The organism is Kocuria sp. LHG3120, from assembly GCF_049897445.1.
Classification (GTDB): Bacteria; Actinomycetota; Actinomycetes; order Actinomycetales; family Micrococcaceae; genus Kocuria; species Kocuria rosea.
In genome coordinates this window covers 673,772-691,074 of the sequence record NZ_JAFCWG010000001.1, presented here as the reverse complement: position 1 = coordinate 691,074, position 17,303 = coordinate 673,772, and the positions used below count along the sequence as shown (strand labels likewise).

19 protein-coding genes and 2 tRNA genes are annotated in these 17,303 nt (G+C 74.4%); 10 read left to right on the top strand and 11 right to left on the bottom strand.

Features of this window, described 5'->3' with window-relative positions:
• The first annotated feature begins 40 nt into the window (after window positions 1–40).
• The 3 genes from ACP7CD_RS03260 to ACP7CD_RS03250 all read left to right on the top strand — a co-directional run bounded on the left by ACP7CD_RS03260 (window position 41) and on the right by ACP7CD_RS03250 (window position 870).
• A complete protein-coding gene (locus ACP7CD_RS03260) occupies window positions 41–481 on the top strand; it encodes a hypothetical protein (RefSeq protein WP_426118822.1) in 441 nt (146 codons plus the stop codon).
• 182 nt (window positions 482–663) lie between these two features.
• A tRNA-Thr gene (locus ACP7CD_RS03255) sits at window positions 664–735 on the top strand.
• A 61-nt stretch (window positions 736–796) separates the two neighbouring features.
• Window positions 797–870, top strand: a tRNA-Met gene (locus ACP7CD_RS03250).
• Between the two features lie 116 nt (window positions 871–986).
• On the opposite strand, the gene ACP7CD_RS03245 is transcribed toward ACP7CD_RS03250, so the two are convergent.
• The gene (locus ACP7CD_RS03245) at window positions 987–2,132 is read right to left on the bottom strand and encodes a calcium/sodium antiporter (protein WP_284563470.1); all 1,146 of its coding nucleotides are present in this window, start codon (window positions 2,130–2,132) and stop codon (window positions 987–989) included.
• 110 nt (window positions 2,133–2,242) lie between these two features.
• Between ACP7CD_RS03245 and ACP7CD_RS03240 the strand changes: the two genes are divergently transcribed.
• From ACP7CD_RS03240 to ACP7CD_RS03225, 4 genes are read left to right on the top strand one after another with little or no spacing between them, the layout of a single operon-like run.
• Entirely contained in the window at window positions 2,243–2,692 is a 450-nt protein-coding gene (locus tag ACP7CD_RS03240) for a MaoC family dehydratase N-terminal domain-containing protein (RefSeq protein WP_035924924.1), read from the top strand.
• Between the two features lie 2 nt (window positions 2,693–2,694).
• Window positions 2,695–3,174, top strand: a complete 480-nt coding sequence (locus ACP7CD_RS03235) for a MaoC family dehydratase (protein ID WP_031283397.1) — start codon at window positions 2,695–2,697, stop codon at window positions 3,172–3,174.
• Between the two features lie 43 nt (window positions 3,175–3,217).
• Window positions 3,218–4,333: a UDP-N-acetylmuramate dehydrogenase gene (locus ACP7CD_RS03230; protein ID WP_017834248.1), complete on the top strand. Its 1,116-nt coding sequence runs from the start codon at window positions 3,218–3,220 to the stop codon at window positions 4,331–4,333.
• 10 nt (window positions 4,334–4,343) lie between these two features.
• Entirely contained in the window at window positions 4,344–4,739 is a 396-nt protein-coding gene (locus tag ACP7CD_RS03225; protein ID WP_426118818.1) for a TIGR02611 family protein, read from the top strand.
• Between the two features lie 95 nt (window positions 4,740–4,834).
• Here the strand turns inward: ACP7CD_RS03225 and ACP7CD_RS03220 are convergent, their stop codons facing one another.
• The 9 genes from ACP7CD_RS03220 to ACP7CD_RS03180 all read right to left on the bottom strand — a co-directional run bounded on the left by ACP7CD_RS03220 (window position 4,835) and on the right by ACP7CD_RS03180 (window position 13,501).
• Window positions 4,835–5,215, bottom strand: coding sequence for a GntR family transcriptional regulator (locus tag ACP7CD_RS03220; protein ID WP_017834246.1), 381 nt, complete (start codon window positions 5,213–5,215; stop codon window positions 4,835–4,837).
• 3 nt (window positions 5,216–5,218) lie between these two features.
• On the bottom strand, window positions 5,219–6,361 hold the full coding sequence (gene asd / locus ACP7CD_RS03215; protein WP_031283394.1) for an aspartate-semialdehyde dehydrogenase: 1,143 nt from the start codon (window positions 6,359–6,361) through the stop codon (window positions 5,219–5,221).
• Window positions 6,362–6,371: 10 nt separating this feature from the next.
• Window positions 6,372–6,764 (bottom strand): GNAT family N-acetyltransferase, encoded by a 393-nt coding sequence (locus ACP7CD_RS03210; RefSeq protein WP_115162908.1) that lies wholly within the window; start codon window positions 6,762–6,764, stop codon window positions 6,372–6,374.
• Window positions 6,765–6,790: 26 nt separating this feature from the next.
• On the bottom strand, window positions 6,791–7,390 hold the full coding sequence (locus tag ACP7CD_RS03205; protein WP_426118815.1) for a dihydrofolate reductase: 600 nt from the start codon (window positions 7,388–7,390) through the stop codon (window positions 6,791–6,793).
• Window positions 7,387–8,229: a thymidylate synthase gene (locus ACP7CD_RS03200; RefSeq protein ID WP_095650596.1), complete on the bottom strand. Its 843-nt coding sequence runs from the start codon at window positions 8,227–8,229 to the stop codon at window positions 7,387–7,389. The genes ACP7CD_RS03205 and ACP7CD_RS03200 overlap by 4 nt, the downstream gene beginning before the upstream one ends.
• A gap of 129 nt (window positions 8,230–8,358) precedes the next feature.
• The gene (locus ACP7CD_RS03195) at window positions 8,359–9,384 is read right to left on the bottom strand and encodes an NUDIX hydrolase (RefSeq protein WP_244915784.1); all 1,026 of its coding nucleotides are present in this window, start codon (window positions 9,382–9,384) and stop codon (window positions 8,359–8,361) included.
• Window positions 9,385–9,492: 108 nt separating this feature from the next.
• Window positions 9,493–11,772 (bottom strand): RNA degradosome polyphosphate kinase, encoded by a 2,280-nt coding sequence (locus tag ACP7CD_RS03190; protein WP_109222005.1) that lies wholly within the window; start codon window positions 11,770–11,772, stop codon window positions 9,493–9,495.
• Window positions 11,773–11,833: 61 nt separating this feature from the next.
• The gene (mshD, locus tag ACP7CD_RS03185) at window positions 11,834–12,766 is read right to left on the bottom strand and encodes a mycothiol synthase (protein WP_017834239.1); all 933 of its coding nucleotides are present in this window, start codon (window positions 12,764–12,766) and stop codon (window positions 11,834–11,836) included.
• Window positions 12,767–12,817: 51 nt separating this feature from the next.
• Window positions 12,818–13,501 (bottom strand): response regulator transcription factor, encoded by a 684-nt coding sequence (locus tag ACP7CD_RS03180; protein WP_017834238.1) that lies wholly within the window; start codon window positions 13,499–13,501, stop codon window positions 12,818–12,820.
• Between the two features lie 242 nt (window positions 13,502–13,743).
• Between ACP7CD_RS03180 and ACP7CD_RS03175 the strand changes: the two genes are divergently transcribed.
• The 3 genes from ACP7CD_RS03175 (at window position 13,744) to ACP7CD_RS03165 (ending at window position 16,159) form a co-directional block, all read left to right on the top strand.
• Window positions 13,744–14,349 (top strand): hypothetical protein, encoded by a 606-nt coding sequence (locus ACP7CD_RS03175; protein WP_031283389.1) that lies wholly within the window; start codon window positions 13,744–13,746, stop codon window positions 14,347–14,349.
• Between the two features lie 116 nt (window positions 14,350–14,465).
• A complete protein-coding gene (locus ACP7CD_RS03170) occupies window positions 14,466–15,065 on the top strand; it encodes an FABP family protein (RefSeq protein WP_017834235.1) in 600 nt (199 codons plus the stop codon).
• Window positions 15,066–15,070: 5 nt separating this feature from the next.
• Window positions 15,071–16,159, top strand: coding sequence for a YgfZ/GcvT domain-containing protein (locus ACP7CD_RS03165; protein WP_017834234.1), 1,089 nt, complete (start codon window positions 15,071–15,073; stop codon window positions 16,157–16,159).
• A 95-nt stretch (window positions 16,160–16,254) separates the two neighbouring features.
• On the opposite strand, the gene ACP7CD_RS03160 is transcribed toward ACP7CD_RS03165, so the two are convergent.
• A complete protein-coding gene (locus tag ACP7CD_RS03160; protein WP_017834233.1) occupies window positions 16,255–17,286 on the bottom strand; it encodes a 6-phosphofructokinase in 1,032 nt (343 codons plus the stop codon).
• Window positions 17,287–17,303: the final 17 nt, after the last annotated feature.

Sequence of the window (17,303 nt, the reverse complement as noted above, 5' to 3'; positions counted from 1 at the left end):
TCTCATGCCCCCCTCAACCGGTTCCTGGACACTGGTGGGCATGAGGATCCTCTGGTCGGCAGTCTCCCTCCTGGTCGTCGCGGGCCTGGCGCTCCTGCTGTGGAACGCGGCGAGCGGCACGGACCGCGTGGAGGTCGTGCGCGGCGGCGTCTCCGTGAGCGGCAGCCCCGGTCCGGGACCGTCGGCCGGCACGGCGCCGCCGGCCGGGGACCCGTCGTCGTCGCCGTCCCCCACCGGTCCCGCGCAGGACGGGGGAGACGCCCCGGGGCCGGACACCGGGGACGCGGGGGGCTCCGCGGTGCCGGTCCCTCCGGTCGAGCCGCCGCCGGCCCCGCCCGCTCCGCCGGCCGCCCCCGATCCTGCCCCGCCGGCCGCCCCCGCACCCCCGGCCCAGGTCCCGCTGCCCGTGCAGCCCGCCCCCCTCGACGACGACTGGGACGACGACCGGGACGACGACCGGGACGACGACGTGGACGACTGAGCACCGGGGCCGGGGCGCCTGCCGACCGGGCCGGGGCGCCGCGGCCCGGTCGGGCGGGACGGCGCCGACGGGCCGGAGAACCCGGTCCGGTCCGGGGCCGGCAGAACGGCTCCGGAGCTGCTGGAGAGGGGTGCCCGGCGATTTTGGTTCTCCCGAAACGTGCTGGTAGAGTCTTCGTCGTTGCCCCGATAGCTCAGTGGTAGAGCGCCATCTTGGTAAGATGGAGGTCCCGGGATCGATTCCCGGTCGGGGCTCTCGTGATGAGATCCCGTGGCCCGGCCGTCAAGGCCGTCAGCCGCGGTGTCCCATCCCTCTGGCGGTGTAGCTCAGCTGGTTAGAGCGCACGACTCATAATCGTGAGGTCGACGGATCGAGCCCGTCCACCGCTACGGCGAAAAGCCCGTGACCCTCCGGTCACGGGCTTTTGTCGTCCCCGGGCCGGCCCGGCACCGGCCCCTCGATCCGGCACCCCGTCCAGGACCCGACGCAGGTCCGGGCGGACCGGTCACGGCGAGCGCAGCGGATCCCGGCGGCCACGGTGCAGGCCGATCTCGTAGGCGGTGAAGACGGCGAGCGTCAGCGCGACCAGCGGCAGGACGAACCACGCCATGGTCCACGTGAACCCCTCCAGGGCGTCGTGCTCGGTGGCCGCGAGCACCACGTAGCCGGTGTAGGCGACGTACAGGGCCACGAACAGGGCGCCCTCCCAGCGGGCCACCGCGAACCCGGTGAACGCGATGGGGAGCAGGGCGACCGCGGCGGCCAGCATCACCGGGATGTCGAGGGCCACCGCGGCACCGGACACCGGGATGCCCTCGGGGGAGATCAGCGCCGGCAGGCCGAGCACCACCCCGATGTTGAAGATGTTGCTGCCCACCACGTTGCCCACGGCCAGGTCGCGCTCACCGCGGCGCACCGCGATGACGGAGGTCGCCAGCTCGGGCAGCGATGTCCCGACGGCCACCACGGTCAGCCCGACCACCAGGCTGCTGACCCCCAGCGACGTGGCGATGCTCACCGCCCCCTCGACGAGCAGGGTCGCGCCGGCGACCAGCAGGGCGATCCCCACCACCACGAGCAGCACGGAGCTGGGGACCGAGGCCGGGGGCGGCTCCTCCTCGGTCCCGGCGTCCTCGGCACCGCCGGTGCCGCCGCCGGCTCCGCGGTCCCCGGACGGCGCCGCCGCGGGGACCGGGGCACCGCGCCGGCCGATCACGACGGTCAGCACCGTGTGCAGCACCACGGCGGCGAGGAGGACCACTCCGTCCACCGCGCCGATCCGCCCATCGAGGGACACGAGCAGCAGCCCGATCGACAGCACGACCATCCAGGGCAGGTCGAAGCGCACCAGCCGCTGCTTCACCGCCAGGGGAACGACGAGGGCGGAGAGCCCGAGGATGAGCAGGACGTTGACGATGTTGCTGCCGACCACGTTCCCGACGGCCAGGCCCGGCTCGTCGCGCAGCACGGCGCCGACGGTGACGGCGAGCTCCGGCGCCGACGTGGCGGCCGAGACCACGGTGAGCCCGACCACGAGGGAGGAGATCCCCACCCGCCGGGCGAGCGCGGACGCCCCCCGCACCAGGAGTTCTCCGCCGAGAACCAGCAGCGCCAGCCCTGCGACGATCCGGCCGACGTCCAGGAGATCCATGGGCAGGAGTGTACGTGCCCCGGACGGCGGCGCCCGGCGGGACGGGGCGCGCCGCCGTAGACTGGACGGGTCCCGCCGCCCGCGCGCGGCCCGTCCAGCGAGGAGCTGCCATGCCCGTGAACCCCGATCTCGTCGGGCGGACCTACCCGCCGGCCGAGCCCTACAGCGTCGGACGGGAGGCGATCCGCGACTTCGCCCGCGCCGTCCAGGCCGCCCACCCCGCCCACCACGACGTCGAGGCGGCCCGGTCCCTCGGCCACCCCGACCTCGTGGCGCCCCCCACCTTCGCCATCGTGGTGGCCCAGCGCGCCGACGCCGCCCTGATCGCCGACCCCGAGGCCGGCATCGACTTCTCCCGCGTGGTCCACGCCGACCAGCGCTTCACCCACCACCGCCCGATCGTCGCCGGGGACGAGCTCGTGGCCGAGCTGCACGTCGACCAGGTCCGGGCCATGGGCTCCGGGGCGATGGTGACGTCCCGCGCCGAGATCCGCGCCGCGGACGGCGAGCACGTCGCCACCACCGTCTCGTCCCTGCTCGTGCGCGGAGAGGACCAGTGACCGTGAGCATCGCCTTCGACAGCCTCGAGAAGGGCCAGGAGATCGGGCAGCGCCGGATCGAGCTCTCCCGCGCGGACCTGGTCCGGTACGCGGGGGCCTCCGGGGACCTCAACCCCATCCACTGGAACGAGGAGTTCGCCCGCTCCGTGGACCTGCCCGACGTCATCGCCCACGGGATGCTCACGATGGGCGCGGCCGTGCAGCTCGTGACCGACTGGGCCGGTGACCCCGGCGCCGTGGTCGACTACCAGACGCGCTTCACCAAGCCGGTGGTCGTCCCCAACCGGTTCGGGACCGCGGTCGAGGCCTCCACGGCCCTCACGGTGTCCGGGAAGATCGGCGCCCTCGACGACGCCGCCCGCACCGTGCGCGTCGACCTCACCGTGACCGCCCCCGACCTCTCCGCGGAGGGAGCCGACCCGGCGACCGCCGCGGCGCTGAAGGTGCTGGTCAAGGCCCAGGCCGTGGTGCGGCTGGCGTGAGTCCGGGCCGGGGCACCGCGGGCCGCCCGATAGGGTGGTCGCCATGACGTCCCCTCGCATCGCAGACCTCACGACCGCCGCCGTGGGCGGGCCCGCCCGCGACTACGTGCGGGCGGAGTCCGAGCAGGCGGTCGTCGACGCCGTGGCGGCGGCCGACGCCGCCGGGCGGGACGTGCTCGTGGTGGGCGGCGGCTCCAACCTCATCGCGGCCGACGCCGGGTTCGCGGGCACCGTGGTGCACGTGCTCTCGCGCGGCGTCGAGGTCCTCGCCGAGGATCCCGCCGGCGCCCTCCTCGAGGTCCAGGCCGGCCACCCGTGGGACGAGCTCGTGGCGCAGGCCGTGGCCGAGGGGCTGGTCGGCATCGAGGCCCTGGCCGGGATCCCCGGCACCACGGGTGCCACCCCGGTGCAGAACGTGGGGGCCTACGGCCAGGAGGTGGCCCAGACCGTCGAGCTGGTGCGGGTCTGGGACCGCCGGGAGCGGCGCGTGCGGGACTTCGCCCCGGCCGACCTGGCGTTCTCCTACCGGGACTCGGCCCTCAAGCGCAGCACGGTGGCCGGCTCCCCGCGCCACGTGGTGCTCGCCGTGCGGTTCCGGCTCGAGCGCGGTACTGAGAGCGCCCCGGTGCGCTACGGCGAGCTCGCCCGCCGGCTCGGCGTCCAGGTGGGGGAGCGCGCCCCGCTGGAGCGGGTGCGGGAGACGGTCCTGGCCCTGCGCGCGGGCAAGGGCATGGTCCTCGACCCGGAGGACCGCGACACCTACAGCACCGGGTCCTTCTTCACGAACCCCATCCTCCCGGCCGACGCCCTGGGGGAGCGGCTGCCCGCCGACGCCCCCCGCTTCCCCGTGGTGGACGCCGCGGGGCGCCCGCTCGAGGACCGGGTCAAGCTCTCCGCCGCGTGGCTCATCGACCACGCCGGCTTCGGCAAGGGCTTCGGCCTGCCCGGGACCCGCAACGAGCTCCTGGACCTCGACGGCGCCGCCGTCGCCGGGGGCCGCGCCTCGCTGTCCACCAAGCACACGCTCGCCCTCACCAACCGCGGCGGCGCCTCCGCCCAGGACCTCATGGCGCTGGCCCGGACGGTGCGCGACGGCGTCGCGTCCGTCTACGGGGTGGACCTCGTCGCCGAGCCCGTCATCGTGGGCACGGCGGTCTGAGGCGGCGGCCGTGAGCAGCCTCGAGGAGGAGATCGCCCAGGGGGAGAGCTCCGACAGCCGTGTGCGGCAAGCCCTCGGCCGGCTGCGCCGCTGGTCCCGCGGCCACCCCCTGCTGTTCGTGGCCTACCGGACGCTCGTGACGGTCCTCGGGGGCGTCTTCGTGCTGGCGGGCCTGATCATGCTCGTGACGCCCGGCCCGGGGTGGCTCGCCATCTTCCTGGGGCTCGGCATCTGGGGCACCGAGTTCCACTGGGCGCACCGGCTCAACCAGTGGGCGAAGAGCCAGGTGATGCGCGGCTGGCGGTGGTGGCTGGCGCGCACCGCCGAGGGGCGGCACCGCCGGGCCCTCGCCGGGACGGGCAACCTCGTGCCGGGCCCCCGGCACCTGCGGTCCCCGGGAGCCTGAGCCGGGACGGCCTCCTGCCGGGGAGCCCCCCGCGGCCGCGGTCGCACGGGCCCGCGCCGGTGCGCGCGATGACGCCTCCGGACGGGCCCTCCCGGTCAGCGGGAGCGGCCGAGCTGCGCGGCCACCAGCTCCAGCGCGTGCTCGGCCGGGATCCCGAGGTCCGCGATCTCGTCGGCGAAGCGCCGGGCGGCCTGCACCGCCAGGTCCTCGGTCCGGTCGGCGGCGCGCACGAAGCTACCCCGGCGGCCCCGGGTCTCGATCACGCCGGCGGCCTCGAGCTCGCGGTAGGCCTTGGCCACGGTCCCGGCCGCGAGGCCGAGCGCCTCGGCGAGCCGGCGCACCGGTGGGAGCCGGGTGCCCGCCGGCAGGGTGCCGTCCGCGCGGCCCTGCTGGACGCGGTGCCTGAGCTGCTCGGAGGGCGGGCGGTCGTCGCCCGCGTCGAGCGACAGCCCCGGCGGGATCGAGATCTCCTCCACCGGCTACAGGGTGCCGGTGGCGATGCGCAGCATGCGGCGCAGCGGCTCGGCCGCGCCCCACAGCAGCTGGTCGCCGATCGTGAAGGCGCTGATGTAGCCCGGCCCCATGGCGAGCTTGCGGATCCGGCCCACGGGGATGTCCAGGGTGCCGGAGGTCGCCACGGGGGTGAGGTCCCGCATCGAGTCCTCCTTGGTGTTGGGCACCACGGTGGCCCACTCGTTGTCGGCGTCGACGATCCGCTCGATCTCGTCCACGGGCAGGTCCTCCCGCAGCTTGATCGTGAGGGCCTGGGAGTGCGAGCGCATCGTGGCGATCCGCACGCACAGCCCGTCCATGGGCACCCAGTCCTGGGCGTACCGGTCCGTGCGGCCGAGGATCTTGTTGGTCTCGGCCGCGGACTTCCACTCCTCGCGGGACTGTCCGTTGCCGAGGTCGGCGTCGATCCAGGGGATGAGGGAGCCGGACAGGGGCGCGCCGAACATCGAGGTGTCGAGGGCGTCGCCGCGCTGGGCGGCGAGCACCTTGCGGTCGATGTCCAGGATCGCCGAGGCGGGATCGGCCAGCTCGTCCGCGACGACGCCGTGGAGGGCGCCGAACTGCGCCAGCACCTCGCGCATGTGCCGGGCCCCGCCGCCGGAGGCGGCCTGGTAGGTCATCGACGTGGCCCACTCCACGAGGTCGTTGCGGAACAGCCCGCCGAGACCCACGAGCAGGCAGGAGACCGTGCAGTTGCCGCCCACGAAGTCCTTGACGCCGCTCGCGAGACCGCGGTCGATGACGTCCCGGTTGACGGGGTCCAGGACGATGATCGCGTCGTCGTTCATCCGCAGGGTCGACGCCGCGTCGATCCACAGACCGTCCCAGCCGGCGGCGCGCAACCTCCCGTGCACGTCCTTGGTGTAGTCCCCGCCCTGGGCGGTGACGACGATCGGGAGCTTCGCCAGGGTCTCGAGGTCGTAGGCGTCCTGCAGCGTGCCGGCGTCCCCGGCGAAGGACGGGGCGGGCCGGCCGGCGCTGGAGGTGGAGAAGAACACCGGGGTGATGCCCCCGAAGTCCCCCTCCTCCTGCATGCGCTGCATGAGCACGGAACCCACCATGCCCCGCCAGCCGACGAACCCTACCGAATCACCCGAGCTAAAAGTCATGGCCCCCAGTCTAGTGGGCGCGGTGCAGGGCCCAGCGCCGGCGCTTCTCCTTCACCTTCTGCGCCGGCGGGAGCTCGAGGCCGGGCACCACCAGGTCCCCGTACTGCGGGAAGCGGTGGAGGTAGTCCTGGACGTAGGTGCACGTGGGGCGCACCGCGACGCCCTGCTCCCGGAAGCCGTCCAGCAGGAGCGTGACGAGGGTGCGCGCGTAGCCCTGCCGGCCGAACTGCTCGTCGATGATGGTGTGCTGGAGCTCGACCGTGCCGTCCTCGTGGTCCTGGAAGCCCTCGAAGCCGATGAACTGCTCCCCCCGCCACAGCTCATAGCGGTCGAGGTCCGTGTTCTTCACGACGCGCAGCTGCTCGTCGTCCCGGATCGCGGGGTCGGGGTGCCGGTCGGTCACGGTGTTCCTCCTGGTCGTGGTGCAGCTCACGCTACCGGAGCCGCCGGGCTACCGGAACCGGGCGTCCCTCCGCCCGGTCCCCGCCGGCCGCGCGTGTGCCGCTCGATCCGGTAGCCCAGGCCCGTGCGGGACACCGACGGGCCGAGGACCGGCTCCGTGGCCCACCCGTCGTCGAGCACCGGGGCGTGTGTGTCCCCGTCCGCGTCGAGGTCGATGACGGTCACGAGCGCCTCCGTCACGGGGTGCTCGGCGTCGGCCAGGGCCTGCCGGTAGACCTCGCCGCCGCCGATCACCCAGATGCGCTCCGCGCCGGGGCTCGTCCGGGCCAGGCGCACGGCCTCGGCGTACGAGGGTGCCGTCAGCACCGCGCCGGGATCCTCGCCCCGGGCCACCCGGCCGGGGGAGGAGGTGATGACGATGTTGGTCCGTCCGGGCAGGGGCCGGAAGCGCTCCGGGAAGGACTCCCACGTGCGCCGGCCCATGATCACGGGGTGGCCGGTCGTCGTGCGCCGGAAGAACGCCATGTCCTCCGGCAGCGACCAGGGCATCGCCCCGGCGCGGCCGATGACGCCGTCGGCGGTCTGCGCCCAGATCGCCCCGATCGCCCCGGTCGTCCCGGCGGTCATACGGCCACCGGGGCCTTGATCGCGGGGTGGTGGCGGTAGTCGAGGACCTCGAAGTCCTCGAGCTCGTAGTCGAAGACGGTGGCGGGCCGCCGGGCGAGCCGCAGCCGCGGATAGGGGTAGGGGTCCCGGGAGAGCTGCTCGCGGACCTGCGCCACGTGGTTGTCGTAGACGTGGCAGTCCCCGCCGGTCCAGACGAACTCCCCGGGCTCCAGGCCGGTCTGCTGGGCGATCATGACGGTGAGCAGCGCGTAGGAGGCGATGTTGAAGGGCACGCCCAGGAACATGTCCGCGGAGCGCTGGTAGAGCTGGCAGGACAGCCGCCCCGGCCCGTCCTTCCTGGGCTCGACGTAGAACTGGAACAGGGCGTGGCACGGCGGCAGGGCCATCTCGTCCACCTCGGCGGGGTTCCACGCGGTCACCACGTGGCGCCGGGAGTCGGGGTTCGTGCGGATCTGCTCCACGACCTTGGCGATCTGGTCGATCGACCCGCCGCCGGGGGTGGGCCAGGACCTCCACTGCACGCCGTAGACGGGTCCGAGCTCCCCGTCCCGGTCCGCCCACTCGTCCCAGATGGTCACACCGCGCTCCTGCAGCCACCGCACGTTCGAGTCCCCGCGCAGGAACCACAGCAGCTCGAGGGCCACCGACCGGAAGTGCACCCGCTTGGTGGTCAGCAGCGGGAAGGACTCCGCCAGGTCGAAGCGGATCTGGCGCCCGAAGACGCTGCGCGTCCCGGTGCCCGTGCGGTCGGACTTGTGCACCCCCTGCTCCAGGACCTCGCGCAGGAGGTCCTCGTAGGGCGTCGGCACCGGGGCGGGCACGGGGTCGGGGGCGGTCATGCGGGTCTCCTCGGGGGAAGTCGGGGCGGGCCGGGCGGTCCGTGGCGGGTGGCTCGTGGCGGGTGGTGCGCTGCGGTCCCGGCGGTTGCGGGACGGTGCGCCGCGGGTCCTGCGGCGCCGGGCCGGGGGTCAGTCGTCGAAGGGCTTCACGAGCTCCACGGAGACCACCCGCCGGCGGTGCCGGCGGGAGACCTGCAGCACGATCATCTCGCCGGGGGAGAGGTACGGGTCCTTGGCCGGCAGCTGCGCGGCGAGCTCTGGGCTCGCGTGCCGGGCGATGACCTTGAGGACCGTGGGCAGCACCGGGCGGTGCGTGCACAGCGCCACCGGCGTGTCCTTGTCGAACATGGTCTGGGCCACGGCGGCCGCCTTCTTGGGGTGGCGCTTGTGCGAGGCCTCCGTGAGCTGCGGGCGCTCCCGCACGGAGACCCCGGCCTTGCGCGCGTACGGCACCACGGTGGACAGGCAGCGCAGCCAGGGGGACGTGAGGACCCGCTCGGGGGACCACGCCCGGAGCAGCCGGGTCACGGCGAGGGCCTGGCGCTTGCCGGTCGCGGCCAGCGGCCGGTCGCCCTCGGCCCGGGACCAGGCCGAGCGCGGCTTCGCCTTGGCGTGGCGCACCACGATCGCCGGGCGCGTGGCGAGGTCCCCGCGCTCGTGCAGGTCCACCAGGGCCGCCAGCGGCTCCCGGTCGGAGGGGTTGGTCAGCATCCGGTGCGCGTCCTCGGGCGAGACCCAGCGGACGGCGTCCACCTCCTTGCCATCGGGCTCGGGCCGTGCGCCGGGGCCGAACTCCGCGGCCCAGTAGTGCACGTCCTTGCACCCGTCCTTGACGTCGTAGCGGATCGTGGGCAGGGGCACGCCCAGGCGCGGCAGCAGGCCGATCTCCTCGCTGACCTCCCGGTGGGCGGTCTCGGGCAGCGTCTCGCCGTCGTCCTGCTTGCCCTTGGGGAAGGACCAGTCGTCGTAGCGCGGCCGATGGATGACCATCACCTCGAGCCCGCCGCCCGTCCGGCGCCAGCACAGGCACCCGGCCGCGAGCACGTCGGCGGGCCGCCCGCTCCCGGCCGCGCCGCTCGTGCCGGTCCTGCCGCCCGCCCGGCCGGGGCTCTCGGCCGGGCGCTGCTCGGTGGTCTTCTCTGCGGTCCTGGGCATGGCCCCTCTTTCGTCCCCTGTCCGTGGTGCACGGGCGTGCCGGGGCCCGCGGTCCGGACCGTCGGGCGGCACCCCCACGATGCTACCGCTGACCCGTTCCACCGCCGACTAGATCGTCGGCCGGCCGAGGGCCCGGCTGCGCAGCAGGTGCTCCTGGACGTCCACGAGCGGGTTCCCCTCGGCGTCCCGGTGGTGGCGGGTCCACACGCCCTCGGCGTCCAGGTGCCAGCTGGCCGTGGCGTCCGAGACGTAGCGGGCCAGCAGCCGCACGAGCGCGGCCGCCTGCTGGGGGTCCGTGATCCGCACCAGGGTCTCCACCCGGCGGTCGAGGTTGCGGTGCATCATGTCCGCCGAGCCGATGTAGACGAGGGGCTCGCCGGCGTTGCAGAACGCGAAGACCCGGGAGTGCTCCAGGAACCGGCCCAGCACCGAACGGACCCGGATGTTCTCGCTCAGCCCCGGCACCCCGGGGCGCAGGGCGCAGATCCCGCGGACCACCACGTCCACGGGCACCCCGGCCTGCGAGGCCCGGTAGAGGGCGTCGATCACGGCCTCGTCCACGATCGAGTTGCACTTGACCTGGATCCGGGCCGGGCGGCCGGCCCGGTGGTGGCGGATCTCGGCCTCCACGAGGTCGACGAGCCCGGAGCGCACGGAGCGGGGCGCCACGAGCAGGCGCTGGAAGGTGGTCTTGGGCGCGTAGCCGGAAAGCTGGTTGAAGAGCCGGGAGACGTCCTCCCCGACCTCCGGGTCGCACGTGAGCAGCCCCAGGTCCTCGTAGAAGCGCGCGGTGGAGGGATGGTAGTTGCCGGTGCCGATGTGCACGTACCGGCGCAGCCCGTGCTCCTCCTGGCGGACCACGAGGGAGAGCTTGCAGTGGGTCTTCAGCCCCACGATGCCGTAGACCACGTGCACCCCGGCCTGCTCGAGCTTGCGGGCCCAGGAGATGTTGGCCTGCTCGTCGAAGCGGGCCTTGATCTCCACCAGCGCCAGCACCTGCTTGCCGGCCTCGGCGGCGTCGATGAGCGCGTCCACGATGGGGGAGTCGCCCGAGGTCCGGTACAGGGTCTGCTTGATGGCCTGGACCTTCGGGTCCGCGGCGGCCTGCTCCAGGAAGGCCTGGACGCTCGTGGCGAACGAGTCGTAGGGGTGGTGCAGCAGCACGTCCCGGGCCCGGGTCGCGGCGAAGACGTCCGCCGCCTTGGCGGTCTCCGCGGCGTTGAGGTAGCGGGAGGTGTGGGCCACGTGGCGGGCGTAGTGCAGCTCCGGGCGGTCGATGCCGGCGATGACCCCCAGCCCGCGCAGGTCCAGCGGGGCGGGCAGCCGGTAGATCTCGGACTCGTCGATGCCCAGCTCGGAGACGAGCAGCTCGAGCACCTCCGTGCTGATGCTGTCCGTGACCTCCAGGCGCACCGCGGGACCGAAGCGGCGGCGCAGCAGCTCCTTCTCCAGGGCCTGCAGGAGGTTCTCGGCGTCGTCCTCCTCGACCTCCAGGTCCTCGTTGCGGGTCACGCGGAACACCTGGTGCTCCTCGACCTCCATCCCGGGGAACAGGTCGTCCAGGTGCTGGGCGATGACGTCCTCGAGCGGGATGAACCGGGCCTGGCCGTTCGGCAGGCGCGAGGCCCGGGACCCGTCCACCGACAGCAGCCGGGGCAGCTGGTCCGGGACCTTCACGCGGGCGAACAGCCGCTTGCCCGACTGCGGGTTGCGGACCATCACGGCCAGGTTGAGGCTCAGCCCGGAGATGTAGGGGAACGGGTGGGCCGGGTCCACGGCCAGCGGCGTGAGGATGGGGAACACCTGCCGGTGGAAGTCCCCGGTGAGCCGCTCCCGGGTGGCGGCGTCCAGGTCCTCCCAGCCGACCAGGTGGATGTTCTGCCGGGTCAGCTCGGGCCGCACCAGGTCGTGGAAGGCCCGCGCGTGCCGCTCCTGCAGCTCGTGGGCGCGCGCGGCGATGGTGGCCATCTGCTCCGCGGGGGAGTGCCCGGAGGCGGCCGGCCGGGCGATGCCCGTGGCGATGCGCCGCTTGAGCCCGGCCACCCGGACCATGAAGAACTCGTCCAGGTTGGAGGCCACGATGGACAGGAAGTGCACCCGCTCCAGGAGGAAGAGGTCCGGGTCCTCCGCGAGCTCCAGGACCCGGGAGTTGAACGCCACCCAGCTGGCCTCGCGGTCCAGGAAGCGCTCGGGCCCGTGCCGGCCCTCCAGCACCTGCCGGGCCGCGGGCACGGGGTCGTCGATCCGGTCCCGGTCCCCGTGGCTCCGGGCGGAGTCGGGGAGCTCGTCGGGGCCCCCGGGGGGTGCGGTGCCGGACCCGGCGGCCGGGGCCCCGGGGGCGCTCGGGGCCGGCGCGGACTGCGGGCTGTCCTGCTGGTGGGTGGTCATCACGGTCCTGTCTCGTCGTGCCCGCCCCGGCGGTCCGGGCGCGGGAGGATCGGGTGGCGGGTCAGCCGGGGAGGGTGCCGGCGTACATCACGTCGAGGTGCCAGGGCCGGAACCCCAGCGCCTCGTACAGCCGCATCGCGGCGGCGTTGTCCCCGTCCACGTAGAGCATGACCTCGTCGAGCCCCTGCCGGGCGAGGTGGTTGACGCCGGCGGCGGTCAGCGCCCGGCCCAGCCCCGTGCCCTGGTGCCCGGGGGCCACGCCCACGGCGTACACCTCGCCGAGGGGACCGCGCTCGGCGTCGGCGGCGTGGACCTTGGTCCAGTGGAAGCCGGCCACGGTCCCGGGCTCGTCCTCCCGGACGGCGAGCAGGAAGCCGGCGGCGTCGAACCACGGCTCGGCCTCCCGCTGCCGGAGGTCGTCGAGGGTCATCCTGCCCTGCTCCGGGTGCTCGGCGAAGGCGGCCGCGTTGACCCGCAGCCACTCCTGCTCGTCGCGGCCGGGCTCGAACGCCCGCAGGCGGAAGCCCTCGGGCATCGCCTCCGGGAGGGGCAGGTCCGCCGCGCCGCGCAGGGGGCGCAGCAGCCGATGCAGGTCCCGCACGGGGGCCAGGCCGTGCCGGGCGGCGAGCGCGGCGGCGGCGGGGTGCCCGCCGTGCGCCCAGGCGCGCACCGTGCCGGTGGTCCCGGCGGCCACGGCGCCGGCCAGCGCCGCGCCGATCCCGGCGCCGCGGTGGGAGGGGCCGACCACGAGCTCCACGAGGTGGGCGCCGTCGGGCTCGGGCACGCGCACGGCGGCGCCGAGGAGCTCCCCCTCGCGCGAGCGCGCCAGGACGGTGCGGACCCGGCCGTCGCGCGCCGAGCGCAGGTCCACCAGGGTCTGGTCGGAGAACGGCGGGTCGCCGTCCGCGGCCGCGGCGCGGGACGCGAGCGCCACGATCTCCTCGGCCGGCGGGACGTCCGGGCGGTCGAGGTCGTACGGCACGGAACGGGACATGGGGACCTCCTGCGGAACGGGATGGGGCGCACGGACCGGGTCGGGAGGTGCTCAGCCCTCCCGGGCCCGCGTCGTGGCGAAGCTGTAGCCCACGTTACGCACCGTGGTGATCAGGTGCTCGTGGTCCGCACCCAGCTTGGCGCGCAGGCGCCGCACGTGCACGTCCACGGTGCGGGTGCCGCCGTAGTAGTCGTAGCCCCAGACCTCGCTGAGCAGCTGGGCGCGGGTGAAGACCCGCCCCGAGTGCTGGGCCAGGTACTTCAGCAGCTCGAACTCCTTGTAGGTGAGGTTCAGGGGCTGGCCGTTGACGTGCGCGGAGTAGGCGGCGTCGTCGATGACCACGGAGCCCGCGCGGATGCGGGTGTCGTCCTCGGGGACCTCGGCCGTGCGGGAGGAGGCCAGGCGCAGCCGCGCCTCGACCTCCGCGGGGCCGGCGGTGTCGAGCACGACGTCGTCGACCATCCAGTTCGCGGCCACGGCCGCCATCCCGCCCTCGGTGAGAACCATCAGCAGCGGCGCGGCCAGACCCTTGGCCGTGAGCAGCTGCGCGAGGTTGCGGGCGGTGATCAGGTCGGTGCGCCCGTCCAGCAGGACCACGTCCGGGGACCGGCCGTCGAGGCTGCCGGACACGGTCCGCGTCGGGGCGACCGAGACCTTGTGGTTGAGCAGGTCGAGGGCCGGGAGCACCGATGCCGAAGGTCCGTCCGCGTCGGTCAGCATCAGGATCTGGAACACTCGTGCTTCTCCACTCTGGCGTACGGACTGAGCTGTCAGTATAGGTCCGGGCGGGCGACCGGCTCCGCGACCCCGCCGGTCCGGAGCGTCCCGCGGCCCGTGCCCGCCCGCACCCCGTGCCCGGTTCCCGGTCCTGCACCCGGTCCCGGCGCTCCGCCCGCGCCCCGCGGCGAGCCGCTATCGTTGCTCGTGTCCGCCCGGGCGCAGGTCCCGACCCCCGACAGTGCAGGAACCCGATCACCATGAGATACGCCATGATCGCCGCGTGCAGCGTGGCCGTGCTGGTGGCGGCCCTCGTGGCGGTCGCGGTCGCCGGGCCCGCGCCGCTGGTGCTGGCGCTGGGCATGTCCGTGGTCATCGGCTTCGGCTGGCCGGCGGCCACCGGCATCGCGGCGAGGCACCGCCACAACGTGATCATGACCGCCGCCGGCGTCGCCGCGGCCCTGCTCGTGCAGTTCCTGCCCGGCCAGCAGCTCGTGTGGCTGCCCGCCGTCGTCGGCGTGGCCCTCATGACGGTGTTCGCGGCGGAGCTGGTGCGCGGCGAGGGCGCCGAGCACCGGCTCGAGTCCGCGATCGCCTCCACGGCGGGCGTGCTGGCGGCGGTCAGCTCCTCCGGCTGGATCGCCCTGGCCGGCGACTACCGGGCCACGGGCCCGGACCCCGCCCTGCTCGTGGTGGTCGGCGCCGTCCTGGCCGCGCTGGTGGCCCTCGTGGGCGGGCGCGTCATCGCGGCGGCCCCGAAGAGCTCGCCCAAGCGGGGCGTCGTGGCCCTCGGCGTGACCCCCGTGGCGTTCCTCGGGGTGGGGGCCGTGTTCACTGCCCGGCTGGTGAGCACCGTGGTAGTTTAGGGCCATGCTTGCACTCGAAATCTTCTACCTCGCCCTGCTCGGCATCTCTGGCCTGTTCATCGCCGGGATCTCCCTGAAGGTGGTCCTCGGACTGTTCAAGGGACAGCACTAGTCCCGTGCCGATCGAGATCCCTTCGGATCTGCTGCCCGAGCTCGTCCCCTTCGCCTGGCTGCTGGGCACCTGGGAGGGCGACGGCTTCATGGGCTACGGCGAGGTCGAGCAGCGGCCGTTCCGGCAGCGCGTGACCTTCGAGCAGAACGGGCTGCCGTTCCTCGACTACCGGGCGCAGACCACACTCCTCGACGACGAGGGGCAGCCGATGCGCCCGGCCACCGTGGAACAGGGCTTCTGGCAGCTCGACCGCACCCTCGAGGACGGCGACGTGGGCCCCGGGATGCTCCCGCCGGACCTCGTGCCCGTGCTCCAGGGCGCCGAGGACGTGGAGCGGATGCGCAACGCGGACGGCGGCTTCGACGTCCTCGTGACCCTGACCCACCCCGGCGGCGTCGCCGAGCTCTACGCCGGGCAGATCAAGGGCCCGCGGATCGACCTCGCCACCGACGCCGTGATCCGCGCCCGCGGGGCCAAGGAGTACAGCTCCTCGACCCGCATGTACGGCCTGGTCCACGGCGACCTGTTCTGGGCCTGGGACATGGCCGCGCTCGGCGAGCCCCTGACCACCCACGCCTCCGCGCAGCTGCGGAAGATCGGCTGAGTTCCGTGACCGAGCACCGTTCCCCCCTGCTCCACCGGCCGGGCGCCGTCGAGGCCGAGGGCCTGGACCGCGGGGTGGCCGCCCACTACGGCGACCCGCTGCGCGAGCAGCGCTCCCTCGTGCGCACCCCCGGCACCGTGGTGGACCTCTCCCACAAGGGCGTCGTGACCGTCACCGGGCCCGACCGGCTCAGCTGGCTCACCACCCTCTCCTCCCAGGTGCTCACCGGGCTCGAGCCCGGGCGCAGCACCGAGACCCTCTTCCTGTCCGTGCAGGGGCGGATCGAGCACGCCCCCCACGTGGTGGACGACGGCACCAGCACCTGGCTGATCACCGAGGCCGACGAGACCGCGGCCCTGGTGGCGTGGCTCGAGCGCATGCGCTTCGCGCTGCGCGTCGAGATCGAGGACCGCACCGGGCAGTGGGCCGTGCTCGGCGCCACGGGCCCCGTGCCCGGCCTGCCCGCCACGGTCGTGTGGCGGGACCCCTGGCCCCACGTCGCCCCCGGCGGGTGGAGCTACGCCGTCCTCGACGGGCCCCACCCCGGCGAGGAGCGCACCTGGTGGGAGCACCTCGTGCCCCGCGACGAGCTCGACGCCCTGACCCTCGACCTCCCCCTCGCCGGCGCGTGGGCCGCCGAGGCGCTGCGGATCGCCGCGTGGCGCCCCCGCCTGGGCGCCGAGACGGACGAACGGACGATCCCGCACGAGCTCGACCTCCTGCGCACCGCCGTGCACCTGGCCAAGGGCTGCTACAAGGGCCAGGAGACCGTCGCACGGGTGCACAACCTCGGGCACCCGCCCCGCCGGCTGGTGCTGCTCGACCTCGACGGGTCGGAGCACACGCTGCCCGCCGCCGGGGCCGAGGTGGTCGCGGGGGAGCGCACGGTGGGGCGCGTCACCTCCGTGCAGCTCCACCACGAGCAGGGTCCCATCGCCCTGGCCGTGCTCAAGCGCACCGTCGATCCCGCCGCCGAGCTCGTCGTCACCGACGGCGAGCAGCGGTGGGCCGCGGCGCAGCAGGTCGTCGTGCCGCCGGACGCCGGGCAGGTGGTCGGCCGGCAGACGGGCTTCCTCCGCGGGCCCCGCCCCTGACCTCGCCGGACCCCGGGACTCCCGTCACCGACGTCCGCCCCGGGCCCCGGGCGGCGCGGACCCGCAGGCCTGACCGACCGGGGCCGCCGCCCGCCTCAGCGGCCGAAGAGGACGCGGGCCTCGTCCCAGCGGTCCTGGGGAACGGTCTTGAGCCCCTCGAGGGCCTCGGCGAAGTCGACGCGGACCATGTCGGTGCCGCGGATGGCGACCATCCGCCCCCACTGCTTCTCGTGCACGAGGTCGACCACGGACATCCCGAAGCGGGTGGCGAGCACGCGGTCGAAGCCCGTGGGGGCGCCCCCGCGCTGGATGTGCCCGAGCGTGGTGTTGCGGGTCTCGATGCCGGTGAGGCGCTCGATCTCCTGCGTGACGTACTCCCCGATCCCGCCCAGGCGCGGACGGCCGTCGGCCTCGGTGCCCTTCCCTGCGAGCACGTCCTCCCGGTCCTCGGGGATGAACCCCTCCGCGACGACCACCAGCGGGGAGCGGCCGCGGTCGTAGACCTCCTGCACCCAAGCGCAGACCTGGTCCATGGAGACCTTCTGCTCCGGGATCAGCACCGCGTGCGCGCCGGCGGACATGCCCGAGTGCAGCGCGATCCACCCGACGTGGCGGCCCATGACCTCGGCGACCATGCACCGGTGGTGGGACTCCCCGGTGGTGCGCAGCCGGTCCATGGCGTCGGTGGCGATGGACACGGCCGTGTCGAAGCCGAAGGTGTAGTCCGTGGCCTGCAGGTCGTTGTCGATGGTCTTGGGCACCCCCACCACGGGCAGCCCGGCGTCGGCCAGGCGCTTGGCGCCGGCCAGGGTGCCCTCCCCGCCGATGGCCACGATCGCGTCCACCGCGTGGCGCTCGAGCATCACCCCGATGTTCTCCGGCCCGCCTCCGGGCCCGGAGTAGGGGTTCGTGCGGGAGGTGCCGAGGATGGTCCCGCCCTCCCGGGCGAGGCCGCGGACCCGGGTGCGGGGCAGGTCCATGATGTCGCCCTCGAGCACCCCGCGCCAGCCGTCGCGGAAGCCCACGAACTCGTGGCCGTAGGTCTTGATCCCGTGCAGCACGGCGCCGCGGATCACCGCGTTGAGTCCGGGGCAGTCCCCGCCGCTGGTCAGCAGTCCGATCTTCATCCGTACAATCTCCTCCG